Origin of the sequence: Streptomyces microflavus, assembly GCF_014650075.1 — a bacterium.
GTDB lineage: Bacteria > Actinomycetota > Actinomycetes > Streptomycetales > Streptomycetaceae > Streptomyces > Streptomyces microflavus.
Genome location: NZ_BMUG01000009.1, coordinates 386,714 through 412,385 on the forward strand (window position 1 = coordinate 386,714; position 25,672 = coordinate 412,385).

10 protein-coding genes are annotated in these 25,672 nt (G+C 74.2%); 4 read left to right on the plus strand and 6 right to left on the minus strand.

All coding sequences use genetic code 11. The annotated features are described in order from the left end of the window. The first annotated feature begins 52 nt into the window (after nucleotides 1–52). The gene (locus IE264_RS26885; protein ID WP_032759883.1) at nucleotides 53–643 is read left to right on the plus strand and encodes a hypothetical protein; all 591 of its coding nucleotides are present in this window, start codon (nucleotides 53–55) and stop codon (nucleotides 641–643) included. A gap of 9 nt (nucleotides 644–652) precedes the next feature. Here the strand turns inward: IE264_RS26885 and IE264_RS26890 are convergent, their stop codons facing one another. Both IE264_RS26890 and IE264_RS26895 read right to left on the minus strand, forming a co-directional pair. Further along, entirely contained in the window at nucleotides 653–3,151 is a 2,499-nt protein-coding gene (locus tag IE264_RS26890; RefSeq protein ID WP_106973148.1) for an ATP-binding protein, read from the minus strand. A gap of 134 nt (nucleotides 3,152–3,285) precedes the next feature. Next, nucleotides 3,286–4,890 carry an aspartate aminotransferase family protein gene (locus tag IE264_RS26895; RefSeq protein ID WP_032759884.1) on the minus strand — a complete coding sequence of 535 codons (1,605 nt, stop codon included), beginning with the start codon at nucleotides 4,888–4,890 and terminating at the stop codon, nucleotides 3,286–3,288. 197 nt (nucleotides 4,891–5,087) lie between these two features. On the opposite strand from IE264_RS26895, the gene IE264_RS26900 reads away from it, so the two are divergent. Further along, nucleotides 5,088–5,636 (plus strand): flavin reductase family protein, encoded by a 549-nt coding sequence (locus tag IE264_RS26900; protein ID WP_015610884.1) that lies wholly within the window; start codon nucleotides 5,088–5,090, stop codon nucleotides 5,634–5,636. 110 nt (nucleotides 5,637–5,746) lie between these two features. Here IE264_RS26900 and IE264_RS26905 read toward each other — a convergent pair whose 3' ends face one another. The 4 genes from IE264_RS26905 to IE264_RS26920 form a co-directional block, all read right to left on the minus strand. Continuing rightward, the gene (locus tag IE264_RS26905; protein WP_032759887.1) at nucleotides 5,747–6,922 is read right to left on the minus strand and encodes an acyl-CoA dehydrogenase family protein; all 1,176 of its coding nucleotides are present in this window, start codon (nucleotides 6,920–6,922) and stop codon (nucleotides 5,747–5,749) included. Between the two features lie 102 nt (nucleotides 6,923–7,024). Continuing rightward, nucleotides 7,025–7,450 (minus strand): YybH family protein, encoded by a 426-nt coding sequence (locus IE264_RS26910; protein WP_015610882.1) that lies wholly within the window; start codon nucleotides 7,448–7,450, stop codon nucleotides 7,025–7,027. A gap of 94 nt (nucleotides 7,451–7,544) precedes the next feature. Continuing rightward, entirely contained in the window at nucleotides 7,545–8,978 is a 1,434-nt protein-coding gene (locus tag IE264_RS26915; protein WP_229887780.1) for a flavin monoamine oxidase family protein, read from the minus strand. 108 nt (nucleotides 8,979–9,086) lie between these two features. Then, nucleotides 9,087–9,464: a YybH family protein gene (locus IE264_RS26920; RefSeq protein WP_015610880.1), complete on the minus strand. Its 378-nt coding sequence runs from the start codon at nucleotides 9,462–9,464 to the stop codon at nucleotides 9,087–9,089. A gap of 261 nt (nucleotides 9,465–9,725) precedes the next feature. Between IE264_RS26920 and IE264_RS26925 the strand changes: the two genes are divergently transcribed. Further along, complete coding sequence (locus IE264_RS26925) at nucleotides 9,726–23,603, plus strand: type I polyketide synthase (protein ID WP_032759890.1); 13,878 nt, start codon at nucleotides 9,726–9,728, stop codon at nucleotides 23,601–23,603. 74 nt (nucleotides 23,604–23,677) lie between these two features. Next, nucleotides 23,678–25,672: type I polyketide synthase (locus tag IE264_RS26930; RefSeq protein WP_190167712.1), on the plus strand; the 1,995-nt coding region annotated here is incomplete at its 3' end.

Sequence of the window (25,672 nt, forward strand, 5' to 3'; positions counted from 1 at the left end):
AGAGGACCGGCGAATGGGCCCCGGGTGTACCGGACTTGGTTTGCTTCCCACCATGGAAGACAACCTGATCGGCCCCGTGGCCCCCCGCCCCTCTTCGCAGCCCGCCACCGGCGACGGCCCCTTCGAGCACGGCGGCGCCCTGGCCGCCTTCGTGGGGCAGGAGTTCGCCGTGGCGCTGCGGGACGGGCTGCGCCGGGCCCGTATCCCGGCCGGGGCGGGCGCCGGCTCCGTACGCCGCGTTCCGCCACCTCTACGTACGCGTACGGCCGCCCCGCTCACCCCCGGCGAGTCGCTGCTGCGGGAGCACGCCGACGCGATCGTGCTCCGCTTCGCCAACGCCCTGCCGTCGGTGCCCGCGCTCGCGGGTCCCGCCCGGCGCGGGCTGCGCATCGCGCTGGTGGGCTGGGCTCAGCAACTGTGCTCGCCCGCCCGGCGGTCCGGCCCGGCGGGCGAACGCGGTACGCCCGGCGTGCCGGGAGCGGCCCCGCACCAGCAGACGGTCGCCGTGTCACTGCTCATCGAGGCGGCCTCGCTGACGCTGCCGCCGGGCTCCCCCGCGGTGCCGGAGGCGATCCGGACGCTGGCCAGGGTGGTACGCCTGACCAGCTCCGGAGGCCCGGCGGGAGCCGCCCTGGTCCCGTGAGAAGGGGCCCTACCGGGCGAGTTCGGTCTCCCGCTTCGGCAGGAGGAGGGATTCGAGCAGCCGGTCCAGGGCGTCGTCGGCCACCGGCAGGAGGCTGATGACCAGCGTGTGCGGGTGGCCGGCCGACCAGTGCGGCCGGCGCGCCAGCAGCCGGTCGTCGGCGGCGACGACGTGCAGGACCGGTACGTCGTCCAGCTCCGCGATCGTACGGTCGAGGGCGTCGAGCAGCGGGGCGTCGGCGTGGTGCAGGTCGTCCCAGATCATCACGAGGGGCTCGGCGCGGGCCGCGAGGGCCAGGAACTCCCGCCAGGCGGCGAGGGATTCCTCGCCCACCGGCTCGGCCGAGCGCAGCAGCGACCGGAGCGGGGGCAGCAGGCGCCGCCGGGTGTCCTCGTCGTCGGTCAGCCGGGCGATCGCCCCGTCGAGACGGACCGAGGACATCATCGTGCCCTCCTCGGAGCGGATCCCGCAGTAGGCCGCCAGCACATCGGCCGGCATGCGCGCACCACCACCGCCGGTGCCGGTCCCGGCCGGGGCGGCGGTCGCGGTGAGCACGCGGACCTTCTCGGTCTCGCCCTCCTCGACGCGGCGCTGGAACTCCATGAGCAGCTGTGTCCTGCCCCGGCCGGGGCTGCCGAGCACGGTGACCATGTGGGGGGCCGAGCGGCGGCGGGTGCGCGACAGCATGGAGCGCATCAGGTCGAGTTCGCATTCGCGGTCGCCGTACGTCACCTCGCCGGGGCCCCCGGGACCGTCGGCGACGGACAGCAGCTCCCAGGGCGCGGAGGCCGAGGCGCAGGCGTGCCGGTAGGTCGCGTGCGCCTCGGTCAGCCGGTGGGTGGTGTCGCAGACGTGGATCTCGCCCGCCGCGACGGACGCCAGCATGGCCTGGCAGTCGTCGGCCAGTCCGCCGCCGGACCACCCCGTGGTCGTACCGCCGGTGTTACGGGGCGGGGCGGCGCGGCCGGTGCACACCGCTCCGTACACCGACAGGCCCTCGGCGACCGGGAGCCGGGGGCCGCCGGGGGGCGCGGGCAGGGTGAGGCAGTCGCGTACGGCGGCGGCCGCGCGGGCCGCCCGGACGGCTGCGGGGTCCTCCTGCCCGTCGTCCTCGAAGAGGCCGAGCAGGAGGGAGCCGAGGGAGGAGGCGACGGTTCCGCCGTGGGCCTCGACCTTCTCCCGGGCCAGCATGGTCAGGGCGTCGAGCGCCCGGTCCATGTCCTCCGGAGGCAGGCCGCCGAACTCGGGCCCGAAGCCGAAGCGGACCAGCAGCGCGCTGGCCGGCCGGGGCGGGGCCGGGGCGGGGCCGGGGCCTGCGGTGAACGCGGGGGCGGCGCTCCCGGTGTGCGGGGGCGGCGGCGCGTCACCGGCGGTCGGCTCATCGGTGCCAACGTTGTCGTATACAACGCCGGGGGTGCCGTCGGGGAAGTCGTGGGAGAGGCCGGCAGCGATGCCGCCGGAGGCGCTGCGGGCGATGGAGCCGGAAGGGCCGCCGTGGGTGTGACCCCGAGCACCGCCGGAGGTGTGCCCCGCGCCGCCCGGGGTGTAGCGGGGGGTGTGTTTGGAAGCGCCGCCCGGGGTGTAGCCGGAGGCGCCGCCGAAGGTCTGCTCGGCGGCCCTGCCGGGGTTGAGCCCGGCAGGGCCGCCGGCAGGGCCCCCGTCGGCTCCGTCGCCGCCGAACTCCCGGGCGGGTCGCAGCACGGTGACCGACGCCGGGAGCCCCAGGGACTGCGGGGCGCGCGGCGGGTCGAGCGCGGGGTCCTGGTTGAGCACGGACTGCTGGAGCCGCTGGAGCTCCAGGCTCGGCTCCAGGCCGAGGCCGCCGACCAGCTCCTCGCGGACCCGGCCGTACACGGAGAGCGCCTCGGCCTGCCGCCCGCAGCGGTACAGGGCGAGCATCAGCTGGCGCGAGGCCCGCTCCCGCAGGGGCTCCGCCGCCACCAGCGCCTTGAGGTCGTGCAGGATGGACTGGTGCCCGCCGCAGGCCAGCTCGGCGTCGAAGCGGTCCTCCATGACGTCGACGCGCTTGTTCTGCAGCGCTGTCGCCTCCGGCCAGCAGATGCCCTCCTCCACGAGGTCGGCGAGGACCGGGCCGCGCCACAGCGACAGCGCCCCGTTCAGCAGGACCCGGGCGGTCTGCGGGTCGCCGCCCGCCAGGGCCGCCCGGCCCGCAGCCACCCGCTGCTGGAAGGTGAGCAGGTCCAGCTGTTCCGCCTGGACCTGCACCGTGTAGCCGGGGCTGCGGGTGAGCAGCCGGGGGGCGGGCGAGTCGGACGTGGGGCCGGCGATCGCCCCGCGCAGCCGCCAGATCGCGTTCTGCAGGATCTTCCGCGCCGTGGTGGGCGCGTCGCCCCCCACCCAGAGCGCACCCAGCAGCTGATTGGTCGACACGACCTGGTTGGAGTGCATCAGCAGATAGGCGAGTGCCGCCCGCTGCCGGATCCCCCCGAACTCCACCAGCCCCTCGTCGTTCTCCGCTTCCAGCGGTCCCAACAGGCGAAAACGCATGGTCCCCCCTCGATGCCCGTCCGCGGTCCGGGCCGGCGACTCCCCAGTCACCGGCGAACTGCATATGCCATTATGAACGGTTGCCGCGTACGTGAGGTTGCGTGCCGCTGCGGAAAACTGGTAATGCGTCCGCTTCAAGCGGCGGTGAGCGCGTCTCCCCTGCCGTCCCGCAGCAGGGCGCACACATCGCGCAACCCGGTATCCAACTGGGCGATCTCCGCGTCCGAGAGCCCCACGGAGGGCTCGAAGCGCAGCGTGTTCAGGGCGCTGGCGGTCGGGAACGTCCGCACGCGGTGGGCCCGCAGCAGATGACCGGCCAGGACGTAGCCGAACAGGCCGCCCTGCGCGACGCCCCGGACGGTCGGGGACGTGGAGGCGGACTGGTCCCGGAACTCGATGCCGAGCATCAGGCCCCGTCCGCGTACGTCCTCGATCACGTCGGGGTGGTCCGTACGCACGCTTTCGAGCATCGCACGCAGTGCCTCGCCGCGCTCGGCGGCGCGCCGGTAGGCCAACCGGTCGTCGGCTTCCAGGAGTTCGAGCACCTTGAGCGCGATGTGGCAGGAGAAGCTGTCCTTCGCGAAGGTCGAGCTGTGCACGATCTCGAATTCCTTGCGGTAGTACGCCTGCCGCACCAGCATCACGGACGTCTTGGCGATCCCGCCGCCCAGCGTCTTGGCGAGCGTGTAGTAGTCGCCGCGCAGTCCGAGTGCGGAGCTGGCGAGGAGGGTGCCGGTGCGGCCCATACCGCTCTGGATCTCGTCGACGACGACGGGACAGCCTATCGCCGCGCTGAACTCCTGTATCTCCCGGGCGAATTCCTCCGAGAGCACCCGGATGCCGCCCTCGCCCTGGATGGGTTCGACGACGAAGGCGCAGAAGACCGGGAACTCCCGTTCCGTGACGGTCACCCGGCCGTCCGCGACGGTGAGCGCCAGCAGGACCCCGCGCTCCTCGGCGTAGACCTCCTTGAGCACGTCGGGCCGGTCGTGCGGGACGAACCTGGCCTGGGCGGCGAGCGACCTGAAGGGCGCCCGGTAGCCCTCGTTGTGCGTCAGCTGGACGCTGGCGGCGAGCTTGCCGTGGAAACCGCCCTCCAGGGCCAGGAACAGCGGCGGGCGGGCCGTCGTCACGGCGTTGCGCCGCTCGGTCTCCGCCGCGAGCAGGTGCACGGCGGCCGTGGCGTCGCCGGTGACGGTGAGGCCGAGGCGGGTGAGGGCGGCCGGGTCGACGGTGGCGGTGCCGCTCGCCACGGCGGCGACGGCGCTCTCCCGCTGCGCCGCGATCTCCTGGGCGAGGGCGGCGATCCGCATGCCGCGGTCGAGTTCGGCGTGCTTGACGGCGGCCTCGACGGCCTCGGCGCCGCTGTTCCCGAAGATCGCGAAGTACGGTTCTTCGGTGCCGAGTTCCCGGTGGATGATCCGGTTGAGCTCGGCGGCCAGCCGGTTGGCGTACGGGTGTCGGGAGAACTGGGCGTGCACCGGGGTGCCCTGGGCCAGCAGTTCCTGGGCGCGCGCCACCACCGCGGGGTGGTTGTGCCCGAGGAGGACCGATCCGTAGCCGCCGGCGAAGTCGGTGACGGGGACTTCCCGGCCCTCGTCGTCCAGCAGATACAGCGTGTTGCCCTCGGCGCGTACGTACTCGACGGCGAGCCCCGCGCCGGCCAGGACCTCGCGCAGATAGGGCTCGGCGAGTTCGGGGACCTCTGGGGCCTCGGGTGCGGAAGTGGTGGGTTCCATGGCTCAAAGGGTGCGGGTGCCGGGTCAACCGGCGGTCATTGCGGGGTCATTCGCCGCGTCCGGCGGCGGGTGGCGTCCCGATTACCCGACGGTGGGAGATGCCCGGATTGGCCCGGGTACGTTGATGAAAACCGGCTGCCGCCTTGAGTGCGGACGGTTCTGAGCGCGCTGTGCGCAATGTATTCGGAGAGGGTGGCATGAATTCCGCGTCCACTGAACTCGATCCCGCGGCTTTGCATTCCGGGTCCCGCCCGGTCGATTCCGCCCGGCTGAGAGAAGTGATGTCCCGTTTCGCGACCGGCGTCACGGTGCTCACCGTGGGCGGTGAGCATCTGCACGCCATGACGGCGAACGCCTTCAGCTCGGTCTCCCTCGACCCGCCGTCGGTGCTGTGCAGTGTGGGCCACAGTGCCGTGATGCACGGCGCCCTGACGTCCGCCGGCCGTTTCGCCGTCAATATCCTCGGCGTCCCGCAGGAGGGCCTGGCCCGGCATTTCGCCGACAAGAGCCGCACCCTGGGGGCCGCCCAGTTCGACGGCGTGCCGTGGCGGTCGGGCGAGCACACGGGGGCACCGCTGCTCGCCGGGTCGGTGGCCTGGCTGGAGTGCGAGCTGACCGACTCGCACGTCTTCGGCGACCACACGATCTTCATCGGCACGGTCCTGGCGGCCGGGCGGGGCGACCACGAGGACGGTCTGCTCTTCGTCAACGGCCGCTTCGGCCGGGCCGACGCCGCCGCGGGCTGACCCCGGGGACACAGCACGAGGCCCGGGCCGCCGATACGGCCCGGGCCTCGTGCGCGATGTCCGGCTCGGCCGCCGCGCCGGGAGTGCGCGCGGCGGCCTGGTGATCAGGATCAGAGGAAGTACGTCCCGGGGTCCATGCCGAGCAGCACCCGGCCCTGCACCTCCAGGTTGGCCTCCAGCTGGACCAGCGCGTGCAGGGAGAAGCCCTGGATGTCGCGGTGGAAGCGCTGCAGGGGAACGTCCCGGCGGATGACCGAGCCGCCGCTCGCCGCGAAGAGCAGCTCGACGGCCTCCTTCGACAGCTGCGCGGCGAACGCCGTCTGCCCCCGGATGACGGCCTTCTGCTCGTCGGTCGGCTGCTCGCCCGCGTCGGCGGCGTCCTGGAGGACCCGCTGCCAGCCGGCCGAGAGCGCCCGGGCGGCGTCGATCTTGTTGGCGGCGGTGGCGACCTTCTGCTGGGTGAGCGGGTGCAGGCTCTGCTCGGTCCAGTCGGTGTAGGTGATGGCCCGCCCCGGCAGCCGCTCGACGAACAGCTCGTACGCGCCCTGCGCCATCCCCAGGAAGGTGGCCGCGACGCTCGACATGATGTAGCCGAGGAGCCCGTAGTTACGGCCGGTGGCACCGGTGTTGGCGCGGTCGCCGGTGGCGCTCACCATCGCCTCCTCCAGCGGCACCACCCGGTGCGCGGGGACGAGGACACCGGTGGCGGTCGCCGTCGAGGAGCCGGTGCCGGCGCCCGCCGAGACGTGCCAGTCGTCGGCGAGGGACAGCTCACTCGTCGGGACCAGGGCGACGAGCTCCTCGCTCGTCCCGTCCGGGTGCTCCACCATCGCGGCGAGCATGTCCCAGCCGGCGCCCCGGACACCGGAGTTGAAGCGCCAGGTGCCGTCGAGCCGGTAGCCGCCGTCGGCCGGCGTGAGGGTGCCGGTGGGGGCGAAGACGATGGAGACCCGGGTGGAGCCGCCCTCGAAGACCTCCTGCTGCGCCCGGTCGGGGTAGAGGGACGCGGCCCAGGTGCTGGTCAGCCAGACCATGGTCAGCCAGCCGGTGGAGGGGCAGCCCCGGGACACCTCGGCGATGATCCGGGCCTGCTGCGCCACGTCGAGGTCGAGCCCGCCGTGGGCGCGCGGAACCGCCGCGCGGAACACCCCGGCCTTCTCCAGCAGTGCGATGTTCTCGTCCGGGATCATCCGCCGGTCCTCCGCCTCGACGCCGTTGCGGCGAAGGGTGGGGACGGCGTCCCGCACGGCGTCCAGTACGGACGTCAGTTCTTCCTGCGTGGCCACACTCTCTCCTCGGTCTGCCGTGCCGGGCACGGGAAGCGCGTACGGCACGGCTGTGGACCGGCGTTCACTCCGCGGGTCCACAGCCGTGCTGGTGGTGCTGGGTTACTCCGCGACCAGGCCGGTGGCGGCCACCGGGCGGTCGATGGCCATCAGCCAGCGGCCGTCGGCGCCGCGCCGCAGGACGTCGGTGCACTGGCCGGCCAGGTGCACCGGGGAGCCGTCCGGGCCGGTGGTGTCGATGCTGTAGTCGACGCCGATCAGGGCCACGTCACCGGCGACGTACGAGTGGGTGACGGTGGCCTTCAGGCGCGGCTTGACGGCCAGGAACTCCTTGAAGAACGCGAGCCGTGCCTCGCCCGTCAGGGGCTCGCCGGAGAAGTTGGAGATGGAGTCGTCCAGGTAGAGGCGGTTGAACAGCTCGCCGTCACCGGAGTTGAAGACCTGGAGGAAGATCTCGTTCTGGGTGTCGGTGTCGTCGGTGAGGTCCGGACGCTCGGGGTCGAAGTCGACGGTGAAGGTGTAGGACATGGGTGGGAGAGCCCCTTCCGGGTTCGGGTGATGGAGTGGTGGCGGAGCCGGGCGCCTGGGGCCGACCGCCCGTGGCCAGGCTCCGCGCAGGGCCTTAGATGGCGGCGACGGTCTGCTGGGCGGCCCGCAGCCCGGATTCGATCGCGCCGTCGATGTAGCCGCTCCAGCCGTTGGCTATGTCGCCGCTGGCGAACGCGAGCCGGCCCTTGGGCTGGGTCACGTCCGGGTAGAGCGTGGTGAGCTGCTTCGGTTTGCGGAACGCCCAGCCGCCCAGCGCGTAGGGGTCCTTGCCCCAGTCGTGCGTGTGGAGCCCGATGATGTCGAGGTCCACTCCGAGCTTCTTCACCGCGGCCTTGACCTGCGGGATGCTGTTCGGGTCCAGGGTGGGGTCGGTGCTGAAGGCGACGTACAGCATCCCCTGCGAGGTCTCCTTGAACGGCAGGAGCATCGGGATGGGGGTGCTGGTGCCCTCGACGCCCTGGCCGTAGAACCGGCCCGCGCCCTTCTTGGCGTGGATCCAGAGCTTGACGGCCTTCTTCACCGCGATGCCCTGGGAGCCCGCGGTGGTGAGCGCCGGGGGCAGGGTCGGGGTGAACTTGATCGTCGGCCACACGTTGACGGGCACCGCGATGACGGCCTTGGGTGCGCTGAACGTCGCGCCGGACTTGAGCGTGACATGCACCTTGCTGCCGGTGTCGGCGACCGACGCGACCGGGGAGTTGAGCATGATCTTCGGTTTGGCGTCGGCGATCATGGCGTTGAGCAGGGCACCGGTGCCCTTCGCGATCCGGTACTTCTGGGTCTCGCCCCAGCCGTCGTTGGTGTGCCCCGCCAGCGCCCACCAGTGGGCGAACATGGTGAAGCCGCCGTCGGTGCTGGCCCCGCCGGAGTAGATCGCCGTCTGACCGTTGATCAGCAGCTCCTCCTCCGGGGTGAGGGCGAGCTGGGTGAGCCGGTCGCGCAGCGACAGCTTGTCCAGGCTCTGGAGCAGATCGGCCCGGTACAGCGGTTCGAAGGGCTTCTCGAAGTACTGCCGCGAGCCGTCGAACATCCGGTCCATGATGGTGCCGATCCGGCCGAACCCGTCCTCCGGGGTGAACGCCTTGGGCCCGGTGGGCGTCGGCAGCATCACCCGGTCGATCGGCAGGTCCTCCTCCAGCGCGAGGGAGTACCGGGTCAGTTCGGCGCCGAGGTGCGGCTGGGTCGACTCCACCCAGGTGCCGCCGCGCTCCACCAGGTGACCGGCGAAGCTGCCCGTCCAGGTGCGGCCGCCGATCCGGTCGCGGGCCTCCAGGACCAGGACGCGCTTGCCCTTGGCCCGCAGCTCCCGCGCCGCCGTGATGCCCGCGAAGCCGGCGCCGATGACGATGACGTCGTACGACGTCTCCTCGGCCGCCCCCACCGAGGCGGGGGTGGTGGCCGCGGCGGCCGGTGAGGCCAGTGCCGCGGCCACCGGGACGGTGAGCGCGGTGGCACCGGCCGCCTTGAGCAGGGTGCGGCGCGTCGGTCTGTTGCTGCTGGACTGCATGGTGTCTCGGCTCCCCCGTACACCGGCTGCCGGTCCGCGCGGCGGAGCGGGCATACCGTTCATCTTCGTGTGGTCTCTGGCTTGTTCGGGCGCGGGTTTCCGGTCGGCTCAGCCCTCGCCGAACGGGTCGTCGATGGCGTAGCGCCAGACCTTGTCCTCGCCGAGACGCAGCACGTCCACGCCGACGCCCTTCAGGTGCTCGGGCTTGCCGTCCGCGTCGACGGTGTCGATCGTCCAGTCGACGATCAGCAGGGCGGTGTCGCCGGTGACGAAGGTGTGCCGGGGCACGGCCGTCATCTTCGGCCCGCTCTTGAGGAATTCACGCTGGTACGCGCGGCGGGCGTCGCCGGACAGCGCCTTGCCGGGCTCCCAGACGGCGACGGCGTCCTCCGTGTAGAAACTCTCGACCGTTGCGAAGTCGCCGGCGTTGAAAGCCTCCACATACAGAGCGGTGTGCTTTTCCACGTTGTCGGTCAGCTGTGACATGACGGGAGTCGACCTGCCTTCTCATGATTTCGGCGTCGTGACCATTCGGTGCCACGACACTATTGGGGGCCATTCAACTTGGCGTCCATGGACGGGTAATGCGCTGATCTCCCCGTTCAGGAGAGCGGAATTACCGCTCGGTGGGCGGTCGCTGAGATGCCGGAGAGCGCTTCCTGCCTACGATCCATGGCAGTTTCACCGAAATGCTTTTGGCGGTCGGCCGGTCAGGTCTTCATCAGCTGGAAAGGGCAGTCGAGCGCGATGACGAATCAGAGTCATTTCCCCAGGGCCACGGAGCGCGGCGGGCACGAGGGGCCCATCGCGGTCGTCGGAGTCTCCTGCCGGCTTCCCGGGGCCGACAGCCCCGCCGCCTTCTGGGAGCTGCTGAGCACCGGCTCGGACGCCATCACCGGTGTGCCCGAGGGCCGTTGGCGGGCCGCGTCGGGAGCGGAGGCCCCCGAGGGCACCGAGCCGGGCATGCGGCGGGGCGGGTTCCTCGACTCCGTCGACACGTTCGACGCCGCGTTCTTCGGCATCTCGCCGCGTGAGGCCGTCGCCATGGATCCGCAGCAGCGGCTGGTGCTGGAGCTGGCCTGGGAGGCCCTGGAGGACGCGGCCGTCCGGCCGGCGGCGCTGCGCGGCAGCCGTACCGCCGTGTTCGTGGGCACCCTGCGCGACGACTACGCGGCGCTGCTGTACCAGTACGGCGACCGGGCCATCACCCAGCACAGCATGGCCGGCATCAACCGGGGCGTCATCGCCAACCGGGTCTCGTACCACCTGGGGCTGCACGGGCCGAGCCTGACGGTCGACTCGGCCCAGTCCTCGTCCCTGGTCGCCGTGCACCTGGCCTGCGAGTCGCTGCGCGCCGGTGAGTGCGACACGGCGATCGCGGCGGGCGTCAACCTCAACATCCTGGCCGAGGGCGCCGTCACCGAGGAGCGCTTCGGCGGCCTTTCGCCGGACGGTACGACGTACGCCTTCGACGCCCGCGCCAACGGTTTCGTCCGGGGTGAGGGCGGCGCGGTCGTCGTGCTCAAGCCGCTGGCGAGGGCCGTGGCGGACGGCGACCGGATCTACGGTGTCGTGCGGGGCAGCGCGGTCAACAACGACGGGGCGACCTCCGGTCTCACCGTCCCCGGCCAGAGCTCCCAGGAGCGGGTGCTGCGCGAGGCGTACGCCAAGGCGGGCGTCGACCCGGCGGCCGTGCAGTACGTCGAGCTGCACGGCACCGGCACCCCGGTGGGCGACCCGGTCGAGGCGGCCGCGCTGGGAGCGGTCCTGGGCGCCGGGCGCCCGGCGCGGGCTCCGCTGCGGGTCGGCTCGGCCAAGACCAACGTGGGACACCTGGAGGGCGCGGCCGGCATCGTCGGGCTGCTCAAGGCGCTGCTGGCGCTGCGCCACCGCCGGCTGCCCGCGAGCCTCAACTTCGCCTCGCCCGGCCCCCGGATCCCCCTGGTGGAGCTTGGTCTCGACGTGCAGCGCGAGCTGACGGAGTGGCCCGCGCCGGAGCGTGAGCTCGTCGCGGGTGTGTCCTCCTTCGGGATGGGCGGCACCAACGCGCACGTCGTGCTGACGGAGGGGCCTGCGCGCGTGGCGGACGACCCGTCGAGCGACGCGGCGGGCTCCCTGGCGGGCGACGCGTCGAGCGATGCTGCGGACCGCGTCGCCGGTCCCGTACCGCTGGTGCTCTCCGGCCGGTCCGAGCAGGCGCTGCGCGCCCAGGCGGGTGCGCTGCACGGCCTGCTCGCCCGGGAGGACGCGCCGGATCCGGCCGACGTCGGCCGGTCGCTCGCCACCACCCGTACCGTGTTCGAGCACCGGGCGGTCGTCCTGACCGGCGCCGGGGACGGTGCGGGTGCGGTGGCCGCGCTGGCCGCTCTCGCCGCCCTCGCCGAGGGGACCGTTTCGGCGGATGTGGTGACCGGGGCCCCGGCCCCGGGGCGGCTCGCGTTCGTCTTCACCGGGCAGGGCGCCCAGCGGACCGGCATGGGCCTGGAGCTGTACGAGGCCCACCCGGCGTTCGCCGCCGCGTTCGACGCGGTCTGCGCCGAGCTGGACCCGCTGCTCGAGCGGCCGCTGCGCGAGGTGATCGCCTCCGGCGACGGCCTGGACGAGACCGGCTTCACCCAGCCCGCGCTGTTCGCCGTCGAGGTGGCGCTGTACCGGCTCGTGGAGTCGTGGGGCGTGGTGCCGGAGCTGGTCGCCGGGCACTCCATCGGGGAGATCGCCGCCGCGCACGTCGCGGGCGTCCTCGACCTGGGTGACGCGGCCCGGCTGGTGGCGGCCCGCGGCCGGCTGATGCAGGAGCTGCCCCCGGGTGGCGCGATGGTGGCGGTGGAGGCCACCGAGGCCGAGGTGGAGACCGAGCTGCGTGAGGTCATCGCCTCGCTGCCCGCGCACGACGGCCTGGTGGGCATCGGCGCCGTCAACGGACCGCGTTCCGTGGTGGTCTCCGGCGCCGAGGAGGCGGTGCTCGCCGTCGCCGGCCGGCTGCGGGAGCAGGGCCGCAGGACCAAGCGGCTCCCCGTCTCGCACGCCTTCCACTCGCCGCTGATGGAGCCCGCGCTCGACGCGTTCCGGGCGGTCGTCGACGGGCTCACCCTGCGCGCGCCGGGCATCGACGCGGTGTCCTCGGTGACCGGCGAGGCCGTCACCGGCGCCTGGTCGGAGCCCGGCTACTGGGTGGACCAGATCCGCCGCCCCGTGCGCTTCCTGGACACCGTGCGGGCCCTGGAGGACGCGGGCGCCACCACCCTGTTCGAGCTCGGCCCCGACGGCGTCTGCTCGGCGATGGCCGACGACTGCGTACGGGACGCGGGCGCCGTGGTCGCTGTGCCCGCGCTGCGCCGGGGGCGCCCGGAGCCGCGCACCCTCCTCGCCGCGCTCGCCACCGTGTTCACGCGCGGCGCGGAGGTGGACTGGGCCGCCGTGCAGGAGGGGCGCGGTGGCCGCCGCGTGGAGCTGCCGACGTACGCCTTCCAGCGCGAGCGGTACTGGATCTCGGGCACCGCGCGGACGGCGGAGCCGGAATCCGCACCGGAACCGGTCGCGCCGCAGCGCTCGGGCGCTCAGGCGGGAGGGGTGGGAACCGGCGCCGATGTGGGCACGCTGGTGGGCCAGTTGGCCGCGGCCGTGCTGGAGTACGCGCCGGGGCGGCCGGTGCCGCCGCACACCCCGTTCAGGGAGCTGGGCTTCGACTCGCTCATGTCGGTGGAGCTGCGGGGCAGGCTCTCCGAGGCCACCGGGCTGCGGCTGCCCACCGGGCTGCTCTTCGACCACCCGACGCCCGCCGCCCTCACCGCTCACCTCAAGGCCGCCCTCACCGGTACGGACCCCGCGGCCGAGGCCGCGCCGGCCGCCGGCGGGTCGGACGAGCCGATCGCCATCATCGGCATGGCGTGCCGCTACCCCGGCGGGGTCACCTCGCCCGAGGACCTGTGGCGGCTGGTCGCCGACGGCACCGACGCCGTCTCCGGGTTCCCCACCGACCGGGGCTGGGACAGCGACCTGTACGACAGCGACCCGGGCCGCAGCGGCCACAGCACCGTGCGCGAGGGCGGGTTCCTCGCCGACGCCGCCCGGTTCGACAACGCCTTCTTCGGCATCTCGCCGCGCGAGGCCCTGGCGATGGACCCCCAGCAGCGGCTGCTCCTGGAGACCGCGTGGGAGGCCGTCGAGCGGGCCGGGCTGGACGCGGACGAACTGCGCGGCAGCCGTACGGGCGTCTTCGTCGGCGCCACCACCCTGGACTACGGGCCCCGGATGCAGGACGCCCCGGACAGCGTCGAGGGCCACCTGCTGACCGGCACCACCCCGAGCGTCATGTCCGGCCGGATCGCCTACCAACTGGGCCTGGTGGGACCGGCGGTGACCGTCGACACGGCGTGCTCGTCGTCGCTCACCGCACTGCACCTGGCGGTGCGCTCGCTGCGCTCCGGCGAGTCGTCGTTCGCGATCGCGGGCGGAGCGACGGTCATGTCGTCGCCCGGCATGTTCGTGGAGTTCTCCCGCCAGCGCGGGCTGGCCGGCGACGGCCGGTCGAAGTCGTTCGCCGCCTCGGCCGACGGCACCTCGTGGGCCGAGGGCGTGGGGCTCCTCGTCGTCGAGCGGCTCTCCGACGCCCGCCGCAACGGGCACCGCGTCCTGGCCGTCGTCCGGGGCACCGCCATCAACCAGGACGGCGCCAGCAACGGGCTGACCGCCCCCAACGGCCCCGCCCAGCAGCAGGTCATCCGCCAGGCCCTGGCCGACGCGGGCCTGGCGACGGCGGACGTCGACGCGGTGGAGGCGCACGGCACCGGCACGAAGCTCGGCGACCCCATCGAGGCGGAGGCGCTGCTCGCGACCTACGGGCAGCACCGCGGGGAGCGCGCCCCGGTGCTCCTCGGCTCGCTGAAGTCCAACATCGGGCACGCCCAGGCGGCCGCCGGAGTCGGCGGCGTCATCAAGATGGTGCAGGCCATGCGGCACGGCGTGCTGCCCCGCACCCTGCACGTGGACGAGCCGACGCCGATGGCCGACTGGGAGTCCGGGGCGGTGGAGCTCCTCACCGAGCGCACCGACTGGCCGGAGACCGGCCGCCCGCGCCGCGCCGCCGTGTCGTCCTTCGGCATCAGCGGCACCAACGCCCACGTCGTGCTGGAGCAGGCGGCGGAGGAGGACGCGCCGGTGGCGGCGGATGTTCCCGCCGCCTGGCCGCCGGCCGCCCCGGCCCCGTGGCTGCTGTCCGCCCATGACGGCCCGGCACTGCGCGAACAGGCTTCCCAGATAAGTGAGTTCGTCGGAGCGGGCACCTCCCGCCCGGCCGACATCGGATTCTCGCTGGCCACCACCCGTACCGCACTCCCCCACCGCGCGGCCGTCGTCGCCGCCACCCGGGAGGAGCTGCTCGCCGGGCTCGGCGCACTCGCCGAGGGCCGGGAGGACGGCGCGGTGGTCACCGGCAGCGCGGCCCACGCGGGCCGGACCGCCTTCCTGTTCACCGGGCAGGGCGTCCAGCGGGCCGGCATGGGGCGCGAGCTGTACGCGGCGCACCCGGTGTTCGCCCAGGCTCTCGACGAGGTCTGCGCCGCCCTGGACGCGCACCTCGAACTCCCGCTGCGAGAGGTGATGTTCGCGGACGAGGAGGAGAGCGCGGAGCCGGGCGCGGACCTCTCGCCGCTGCACCGCACGGCGTACACCCAGCCCGCGCTGTTCGCGATCGAGGTCGCGCTGTTCCGCCTCGCCGGGCACCACGGGCTGACCCCCGACCTGCTCGCCGGGCACTCCATCGGCGAGCTGGCCGCGGCGCACTGCGCGGGCGTCCTGTCGCTGGCGGACGCGGCGCGCCTGGTGGCCGCCCGGGGCCGGCTCATGGAGTCGGCGCGCGCGGGCGGCGCGATGATCGCCCTGGAGGCCCAGGAGTCCGAACTCACCGATCTGATGCAGGAGTTCGAGGGCCGGCTCTCCGTGGCGGCCGTCAACGGGCCCGCCTCCGTGGTCGTCTCCGGCGACCAGGACGCGGCCGAAGCGGTCGCCGAGCGGATCCGGGCGCTGGGCCGGCGCACCCGCCGCCTCCAGGTCAGCCACGCCTTCCACTCGCCGCACATGGACGACGTACTCGCGGAGTTCCGCGCGGTCGCGGCCGGGCTCACCTTCCACGAGCCCACCGTCCCCCTCGTCTCTACAGTCACCGGCCGCCTGGCCACCGCCGCCGAACTGACCTCCCCCGACTACTGGACGGGCCAGATCCGCCAGGCCGTGCGCTTCCTCGACGCGGTCCGCGAGCTGGAGGCGCACGGCGCCACCGTGTTCGTGGAGCTCGGCCCCGACGCGGTCCTCGCACCGCTCACCCGCTCCGGCGTCACCGGCGAGGCGGCGGCCACCGTGGCTCTGCTGCGCGCCGGGCGCCCCGAGGCGGCGACGCTGGCCCTGGGGCTGGCCGCCGCCCGGGTCCACGGGGCGCCGCTCGACGGGGCCTCGTTCTTCCCCGGGGGCCGCCCCACCGACCTGCCGACGTACCCCTTCCAGCGCGAGCACTACTGGCTGGCGCCCCGGAGTCCGGGCGACGCGCGGTCGTTCGGTCTGGCCCCGGCGGAGCATCCGCTGCTGTCCACCGCCGTGGACCTCGCGGGCCGCGAGGACCTGGTGCTCAGCGGTGTGCTCTCCACCGCCACCCACCCGTGGCTCGCGGACCACGCCGTCGGCGGCGGGGTGCTGGTGCCCGCGACCGCCTTCGTCGAGCTGGCCCTGGCCGCCGGCGAGCGCGTCGGCATCGACCGGGTCGGTGATCTGACCCTGGAGGCGCCGCTGCTGCTGCCCGCCGACGCGGCGGTCCGCGTCCAGGTCGCGGTAGGCCCCCCGGCCGCCGACGGCAGCCGCCCGTTCGGCGTGCACGCCAGGCCCGGCCACGCGGCCGCCGACGACGAGCCGTGGGTGCGCCATGTCTCCGGCGTCCTCGGCGGCCCCGGCGTCTCGGGCGGCCCCGGCGAGGAGCTGCGGCAGTGGCCGCCCGCCGGTGCGGTGGCCGAGCCCCTTGAGGGCGTGTACGACCGGCTCGCGGACCTCGGATACGCGTACGGGCCCGCCTTCCGCGGCCTGACGAAGCTGTGGCGCTCCGGCGACGACCTGTTCGCCGAGGTGCGGCTGCCCGCCGAACAGCACGCGCACGCCGACCGGTTCGGCGTGCACCCGGCGCTCCTCGACGCCGTGCTCCACCCCCTGGTCCTGCACGCCGCCGACGCGGCGGGCGACGGAGCGGTGCGGCTGCCGTTCGCCTGGACGGGCGCCCAGCTGTACGCGACGGGGGCGACGGAGCTGCGGGTGCACATCGCCCCCGTGGGCCCCGACACCTTCGCGCTGACCCTCGCCGACGCCACCGGCGCGGCCGTGGCGGCGGTGGAGTCGCTGGTGCTGCGGGCCGTGCCGAGGTCCGGCCTCGCGGGCGCGGCACAGGGCGGCGGTGAGCATCTGTACGCCGTGGAATGGACCGCGCTGCCCGCTTCCGCACCGACCGGGGCCGCCTCGGTCCTGGAGGTGCGGGACGGGGTGCTTCCCGACCCGGGGGCGCTGGACGGCGTGGACGCGCTCGTCCTGCACACTCCGGCGCCCGGCGGGGCGGACGACGGCCCCGTGCGCGCCGCGCACCATACCGCCGCACACGTCCTGGACGTGGTGCAGCGGTTCCTGGCCGACGAGCGGTACGCCGATGTGCGGCTGGCCGTGGTCACCCGGGGCGCGGTGGCGGTCCGCGACGGCGAGGAGATCACCGGACTGGCCGACGCCCCGGTGTGGGGCCTGGTCCGTGCCGTGCAGGCCGAGCACCCGGGCCGGCTGGTCCTGGCCGATGTGGACGGGTCCGACGACCTGTCGGCGCTGACCACCGATGAGCCCCAGTTCGCCGTGCGGGAAGGCCGGTTGCTGGCACCACGACTGGTCCGCGCAACCGTCTCCACCCCCGCCCCGGCCGACGGCCCCCTCACAGCCCCTTCCGCACTCGACCCCGACGGGACGGTACTGATCACCGGCGGCACCGGCGGACTCGGCGCGCTCTTCGCCCGCCACCTCGTCACCCGCCACGGCGTACGCCACCTGCTGCTGGCCAGTCGCAGCGGTGAACGGGCCGCCGGCGTGCCCGCACTCCGCTCCGCCCTCGAAGAGCTCGGCGCCGAGGTCACGGTCGCCGCGTGCGACGTGGCCGACCGCGACCAGGTCGCCGCACTGCTGGGCACCGTACCGGCAGAGCATCCGCTGACCGGCATCGTCCACACGGCGGGGCTGCTCGACGACGCCACCGTCGAGGCGCTGACCCCCGGGCGCCTGGCGGCCGTCCTGCGCCCCAAGGCCGACGCGGCCTGGCACCTGCACGACCTGACGCATGGGCTGAACCTGGCCGCGTTCGTGCTGTTCTCGTCCGTCTCCGGCCTCACCGGCACCGCCGGGCAGGCCAACTACGCGGCCGCCAACACCTTCCTGGACGCCCTGGCCGCACACCGCCACGCGCTCGGCCTGGCCGCCACCTCGCTGGCCTGGGGCCTGTGGGACGCCACCCACGGCATGGGCTCCACCCTCGGTGAGGCCGACCTCGCCCGGTGGCGCCGGGCCGGGATCCGGCCGCTCACCCCGGAGCAGGGGCTCGCGCTCTTCGACCGCGCGCTCCTGGACGGGCAGCCGCTGCGGGCCCCCGTGGCGTTCGACCTGGCCGCGCTGCGCGCACGCACCGAGCCGCCAGCCGCCCTGCTGCGCGGCCTCGTCAAGGCCGCTCCGCGCCGGGCCGCCGCCCAGGCCTCGGGCGGCGACGGCGGCTGGGCGCAGCTCACCGCCGCGCTCCCCGTCGACGAGCGCGCGGACGCGGTACTGGCCCTGGTGCGGGACACCGTGGCCGGGGTCCTCGGCCACGCCGACGCGACGGCGCTCGACCCGCGCCGCGCCTTCAACGAGACGGGGTTCGACTCGCTGGCCGGGGTCGAGCTGCGCAACCGGCTCAACACCGCGACCGGCATCCGGCTGCCCGCCACCGTCGTCTTCGACCACCCGTCGCCGCAGGCGCTCGCGGAACACCTGCTCACCCTCGTCGGGCCCGCGCCGAAGGTGTCCGCACCCGCCGCGGTGGTGCGCGCCGCCGACCGGGACGAGCCGATCGCGATCGTCGGCATGGCCTGCCGCTACCCCGGCGGTGTCGCCTCGCCCGACGACCTGTGGCGGCTGGTCGCCGACGAGGTGGACGCGATCAGCGAGTTCCCGGTCAACCGGGGCTGGGACCTGGAGAAGCTGTACGACCCGGACCCGGACCACACCGGCACCTCGTACGTCCGCCACGGCGGATTCCTGCACGAGGCCGACCGGTTCGACCGGGAGTTCTTCGGCATCTCGCCGCGCGAGGCCACCGCGACCGACCCCCAGCACCGGCTGCTGCTGGAGACGGCGTGGGAGACGATGGAGAGCGCGGGACTCGACCCGGCGGCACTGCGCGGCTCACGCACCGGGGTGTTCACCGGAGCGATGTACGACGACTACGTCTCCCGGCTGACGAGCTCCCCCGAGGAGTACGAGGGGTTCCTGCTCGCGGGCAACCTCTCCAGCGTGGTGTCGGGCCGGCTGTCGTACACGTACGGCTTCGAGGGCCCGGCCGTGACTGTGGACACGGCCTGCTCGTCGTCCCTGGTCGCCCTGCACCTGGCGGCCAACGCCCTGCGCAACGGCGAATGCGACCTGGCCCTGGCGGGCGGGGTCACCGTGATGGCGGGACCGAGCGTCTTCGTGGAGTTCTCACGTCAGCGCGGCCTCTCGGCGGACGGCCGCTGCCGCTCCTTCGCCGCCGACGCGGACGGCACCGGCTGGTCGGAAGGCGTCGGGCTGCTCCTCGTGGAGCGGCTCTCCGACGCGCAGAAGAACGGCCACCAGGTGCTCGCCGTGCTGCGCGGCAGCGCGGTGAACCAGGACGGCGCGAGCAACGGCCTCACCGCCCCCAACGGCCCGTCCCAGGAGCGGGTGATCCGCCAGGCGCTGGCGGACGCGGGGCTGGCACCGGCGGATGTGGACGCGGTGGAGGCCCACGGCACCGGTACGAAGCTGGGCGACCCCATCGAGGCCCAGGCACTCCTCGCCACGTACGGACAGGACCGCCCGGCCGAACAGCCGCTCCTGCTGGGCTCGTTGAAGTCCAACATCGGACACGCCCAGGCGGCCGCCGGAGTCGGCGGCGTCATCAAGATGGTGCAGGCCATGCGGCACGGCACCCTGCCCCGCACCCTGCACCTGGACGAGCCGACCCCGATGGTCGACTGGGAGTCCGGCGCGGTGGAGCTCCTCACCGAGCGCACGGAGTGGCCGGAGACCGGCCGCCCGCGCCGGGCGGCGGTGTCGTCCTTCGGTATCAGCGGCACCAACGCCCACGTGATCATCGAGCAGAGCCCGCTGCCGGCCCCCGAACCCGCTGCCTCCGGGACTGACGGGCCGGGAGCCGTGCCGTGGCTGGTGTCGGCGCGTGGCGAGGACGCCCTGCGCGCCCAGGCCGGGCGGCTGCACGCCCGGCTGGCGGAGCAGCCCGGCCCGAGCGTCGCGGACATCGGGCTCTCGCTGGCCACCACCCGTGCCGTGCACAGCCACACGGCTGCCGTCGTCGGCTCCGGCCGCGACCAACTGATGGACGCGCTCGGCGCGTTGAGCCGTGGTGAGCCGTCGCCCGCCGTGGTACGGGGCCACGGTTCCGGGGTCCACCGGGGCCGGACGGCGTTCCTCCTCACCGGGCAGGGTGCCCAGCGGCTCGGCATGGGCCGGGAGCTGTACGCGGCGTCCCCGGTCTTCGCGGCCGCGCTCGACGCGGTCTGCGAGCACCTCGACCGGGAGCTGGTGCGCCCGCTCAAGCAGGTGCTGTTCGCCCCCGAGGGGTCGGCGGACTCGGCGCTGATCGACCAGACGGCGTTCACCCAGGCAGCGCTGTTCGCGGTGGAGACCGCACTGTTCCGGCTGGCCGAACACCACGGCCTGACACCGGACTTCCTGCTCGGCCACTCCATCGGCGAGGTCACCGCCGCCCACCTGGCGGGCGTCCTGGACCTGCCGGACGCGTGTGTCCTGGTCGCCGAGCGCGGCCGGCTCATGCAGGCCGCGCGGGAGGGCGGCGCGATGGCCGCCGTCGAGGCCGCCGAGGACGAGGTGCGGGCCACGCTCACCCCGTACGGTGACGCGGTCGCCGTCGCCGGGGTCAACGGCCCCCGCTCCACCGTGATCTCCGGTGACGCCCCGGCCGTGGACGAGGTGATGGCGCTCTGGCGCGCCCGGGGCAGCAGGGTCAAGCGGCTGCCGGTCAGCCACGCGTTCCACTCCCCGCACATGGAGGAGATCCTCGACGAGTTCCGCCAGGTCGCCGAGGGGCTGACCTTCCACGCGCCGCGCATCCCCGTGGTCTCCAACGTCACCGGGGTGCTGGGCACCGCCGAGGACCTGGCGTCGCCGGAGTACTGGGCGCGGCACATCCGTGAAGCCGTCCGGTTCATGGACGGCGTACGGCATCTCGCGGAGCGGGGTGTCACGGAGTGGCTGGAGCTGGGCCCGGACGGTGTGCTGACCGCGCTGGTACGCGAGTGCCTCGACGAGGAGCGGACCGGGGCGCTCGCTCCGGCCCTGCGCAGGGGCCGCCCCGAGGACGTGGTGTTCGCCTCCGCCCTGGCCCAGCTGGCGCTGCGTGGCGCCCCGGTGCGCTGGGACACGGTGTTCCCGGGGGCCCGGCGGGTCGAGCTGCCGGGCTACGCGTTCCAGCACCGGCGGTACTGGCTGGACGCCCCGGCCACCGTGGGGGACGCGGCCGGGTTCGGTCTGGCCGCGGCCGGTCATCCGCTGCTCGGGGCCTCGGTCGCGCTGGCGGACCGGGACGAGCACGTCCTGACCGGCCGCCTCTCCCGGCACAGCCACCCGTGGCTGACCGCCCACGCCGTCGCGGGCACCGTGCTGGTGCCGGCGACCGGGCTGCTCGAACTGGCCCTGCGGGCGGCGGAGCAGGCCGGCGCCTCCGGGGTGGAGGAGCTGACCCTGGCCGCACCGCTGGTGCTGGCCGAGCACGGCGGCGTACAGCTCCAGGTGTCGGTGTCGGCACCGGACGCCGACGGCGGCCGGGCGGTCCGGGTGCACTCCCGCCCGGACGGCGGTACGGACGACGAGCCGTGGACCCTGCACGCGCACGGGCGGCTCACCGCGGGCGATGGTCACGGGGGCGGGAGCGGTGCCGGTGATGGCCTCACGGCGTGGCCCCCGCCCGGCGCCACCGAGCGGGATCTGAGCGGGGCGTACGACCGGCTCGCGGCGGTGGACTACGACTACGGGACGGCGTTCCAGAACCTGCGGCGGCTGTGGACGGGCCCGGCGGGCGAGCTGTACGCCGAGGTAGCGCTGGGCGACGAACTGCGCGGCGAGGCACCCCGGTTCACCGTGCACCCGGCCCTGCTGGACGCGGCGCTGCACCCGCTGCTGCCGGGGGTCGCGGCCGAGGACGGACGCTCCTGGCTGCCGTTCTCCTGGTCGGGAGTCACGGTGCACGCGACCGGTCCGGCGAGCCTGCGGGTGCGGCTGACGCCGGCGCCCGAGGGTGACGCCGACTCACCGGTGTACGCCTTGACGGTGGCGGACGGCACGGGTGCGCCGGTGGCCTCCGTGGACGCGCTCACACTGCGGCCGCTGTCGGCGGACGCGGTGCGCGCGGCGGGCGGCGGGACGGCGGACGGGCTGCTCCGGGTGGAGTGGTCCGTGCTGTCGGGGGCCGGGGCCCCGGTCGCAGGGGCCGACGCCTCGGCCTGGGCCGTGATCGGCTCGGCGGACTCCCTGCGGGGCGCCGGAGGCACGGCGTATCCCGCGCTCGGCGACCTGGGCGCCGCGCTCGACGCCGGCGGAGCGCTGCCGCCCGTGGTGGTGCTGCCGCTGCACGCGGTGAGCGCCCCCGCCGAGGGGGCGGCGGTGCCGGAGGCGGCCCGCGCCGCCCTGCACCGGGTCCTGGCGGTCGTCCAGGAGTGGCTGGCCGACGACCGGTTCGCCGGATCGCGGCTCGCCGTGGTCACCCGGGGCGCCGTCGCCACGGCCGCCGGGCAGGAGACGGACCTGGTGCACGCACCGGTCTGGGGCCTGCTCCGGTCCGCACAGACGGAGAGCCCGGACCGGATCGTCCTCATCGACCTGGACCGGGACGACCGGGACGGCAAGGACAGCAACAAGGCGGACGAGGCCCGTCACCTCGCCCGCGCCCTGGACAGCGTCGAGCCCCAGCTCGCCCTACGTGAAGGAGAACTGCTCGTCCCGAGGCTGGCCCGCACCGCCCCGCCGCAGGACGGTGGCACCGCCCCCGGCTGGGGCGACGGCACGGTCCTGGTGACCGGCGCCACCGGTGCGCTCGGCGCTGTGCTCGCCCGGCACCTGGTGCGGCAGCACGGCGTGCGCCACCTGCTGCTGGTGAGCAGGCGCGGCGCGAACGCCCCGGGGTCGGCCGAACTGAGCGCGGAGCTGGCCGGGTCGGGCGCCGAGGTCACGGTCGCCGCGTGCGATGTGGCCGACCGCGACCAGGTCGCCGCACTGCTGGGCACCGTACCGGCGGAGCATCCGCTGACCGGCGTCGTCCACACGGCCGGTGTCCTGGACGACACCACGGTCGCCTCGCTCACCCCCGAGCGCCTGGATGCCGTCCTGCGGCCGAAGACCGACGCGGCCTGGCACCTGCACGAGCTGACCCGCGACCTGGACCTGTCGGCGTTCGTGCTGTACTCCTCCGTCGCCGGCCTGCTCGGCACCGCCGGTCAGGCGAACTACGCGGCGGGCAACACCTTCCTGGACGCCCTGGCCGCGCACCGCCGTGCGCTCGGCCTGCCCGGCACCTCGCTGGCCTGGGGCCTGTGGGCGGAGGCCAGTGCGCTCAGCGGGCACCTCTCCGACGCCGACCTGCGCCGGCTGGCCCGCTCCGGGCTGCGCCCGCTGTCGACCGACGACGCGATGGCGCTGTTCGACGCGGCCCCCGGCACCGGTGAGGCGCTGCTCGCGGTCACCCGGCTGGACACCGCCGCCCTGCGGGCCTCGGGCGAAGCCCCGCCGGCCCTGCTGCGCGGCCTGGTCCGTACGGCGCCGAAGCGCGCGGCGAGCGTGTCCGCGGGCGCCGGTTCCGGCCCCGGCCTGGCCGAACGGCTGGCCGCGGCACGCCCCGCCGACCGGGACGTGATGCTCACGGACCTGGTGCGCGGCCGGGTGGCCGCGGTGCTGGGTCACCCGGACCCGACGGAGATCGCACCCGGGCGTGCCCTTCAGGAGCTGGGCTTCGACTCGCTGACCGCCGTCGAGCTGCGCAACCAGCTGGCCGCCGAGACCGGGCTGCGGCTGCCCACCACGATCGCCTTCGACCAGCCGACCCCGGGGGCGCTGGCGACGTATCTGCGGGAGCGGCTGGCGGTCGACGAGATGACGGCGGACGAACCGCTGCTGGCCGAACTGGCCCGGCTGCGGCCCGCTGTCGAGGCGGCGGCGGGTGACGCCGACGCCCACGGCCGGATCGTCACACGGCTGCGGGAGCTGCTGGACGCCGCCGACGCGGCGGGCCGGCCGGCCCCCGCCGAGGACGACACCACCGACGACCTGGACGCCGCCACCGACGAGGAGCTCTTCGCCCTGCTCGACGAACGGGAATGACCCGCCGCTCGACCCGGCGCACATCAGAGGCAACAGAGGCAACCAGCCCTTACCGAGCAGGAGTTGAGAGAACCATGGCGGGCGAGGACAAACTCCGCGACTACCTCAAGAAGGCGATCGCGGACGCACGTGACGCGCGCAGGCAGCTGCGCGAGGCCGAGGACCGGCAGCACGAGCCGATCGCGATCGTGGGCATGGCGTGCCGCTACCCGGGCGGGGTGACCTCGCCCGACGAGCTGTGGCGCCTGGTGGCCGAGGGCACCGACGCGATCAGCGCGTTCCCCGAGAACCGGGGCTGGGACGTGGAGAGCCTGTACGACCCCGACCCGGACAGGGCGGGGACCTCGTACGGCCGCGAGGGCGGCTTCCTGCACGACGCCGACGGCTTCGACGCCGAGTTCTTCGGGATGTCACCGCGCGAGGCCCTGGCCGCCGACCCGCAGCAGCGGCTCCTGCTGCAGACGGTGTGGGAGACGCTGGAGAGCGCGGGGCTCGACCCGGCGGCGCTGCGCGGCTCACGCACCGGGGTGTTCACCGGGGTGATGTACAACGACTACGGCTCGCGGCCGCATCTGCCGGCCGACGGTTTCGAGGGGTACCTGTTCAGCGGCAGCGCGGGCAGCATCGCCTCGGGCCGGCTGTCGTACACGTACGGCTTCGAAGGCCCGGCGGTCACCGTGGACACTGCCTGCTCGTCGTCCCTGGTCGCCCTGCACCTGGCGGCCAACGCCCTGCGCAACGGCGAATGCGATCTCGCGCTGGCGGGCGGCGCCACGGTGATGTCGACGCCCGTCGCCTTCGTGGAGTTCTCCCGGCTGCGCGGCCTCGCGGCGGACGGCCGCTGCCGGTCCTTCGCCGCCGACGCGGACGGCACCGGCTGGTCGGAAGGCGTCGGGCTGCTCCTCGTGGAGCGGCTTTCCGACGCGCAGAAGAACGGCCACCAGGTGCTCGCCGTGCTGCGCGGCAGCGCCGTCAACCAGGACGGCGCCAGCAACGGTCTGACCGCGCCGAACGGCCCGTCCCAGGAACGCGTCATCCGGCAGGCGCTCACCAACGCCCGCCTCACCCCCGCCGACGTCGACGCGGTCGAGGCCCACGGCACCGGCACCCGGCTGGGCGACCCCATCGAGGCCCAGGCACTCCTCGCCACGTACGGACAGAACCGCCCGGTCGAACAGCCGCTCCTGCTGGGCTCGCTGAAGTCCAACATCGGCCACGCCCAGGCCGCCGCCGGAGTCGGCGGCGTCATCAAGATGGTCCAGGCGATCCGGCACGGCGTCCTCCCCAAGTCCCTGTACGCCGACGACCCCACGCCGATGGTCGACTGGGAGGCCGGGGCCGTCGAGCTGCTCACCGAGCAGACCGCCTGGCCCGAGACCGGACGCCCGCGCCGGGCGGGGGTGTCGTCCTTCGGCTTCGGCGGCACGAATGCGCATGTGATCGTGGAGGAGCCCCCGGCCGAGGCGCAGGCCGCTCCGGCGGAGGAGACCGTCCGTCCGGCGGGTGCTGTGCCGTTGCTGCTGTCGGGCAAGACGCCCCAGGCCGTCGCCGAGCAGGCGCAGCGGCTGCTCACCCACCTCGAAGCACACCCGGACCAGAACGCGCTGGACACGGCGTACTCCTCGGCCCTGACCCGTACCGCACTGGACCACCGCGCCGGCATTATCGCCACCAGCCGTGGCGAACTCCTCGCGCAACTCGCGGAATTCACCGAAACTCCCCCCGCGACCACGATAGCCGCAAAGGGAAAGCTCGCTTTCCTTTTCACCGGCCAGGGTGCCCAGCGCATCAACATGGGCAACGAACTCGCGGCGATATACCCCGAGTTCGACAGCCACCTCAACGACATCTGCTCACACTTCGACCCCCACCTCGAACAGCCCCTCCGCCACACCATCACCACCGGCGACAAACTCAACGACACCCAATACACCCAACCCGCACTCTTCGCCATCGAAGTCGCCCTCTACCGCCTCATCACCTCCTTCGGCATCACCCCCGACTACCTCACCGGACACTCCATCGGCGAAATAGCCGCCGCCCACTGCGCAGGCATCCTCACCCTCACC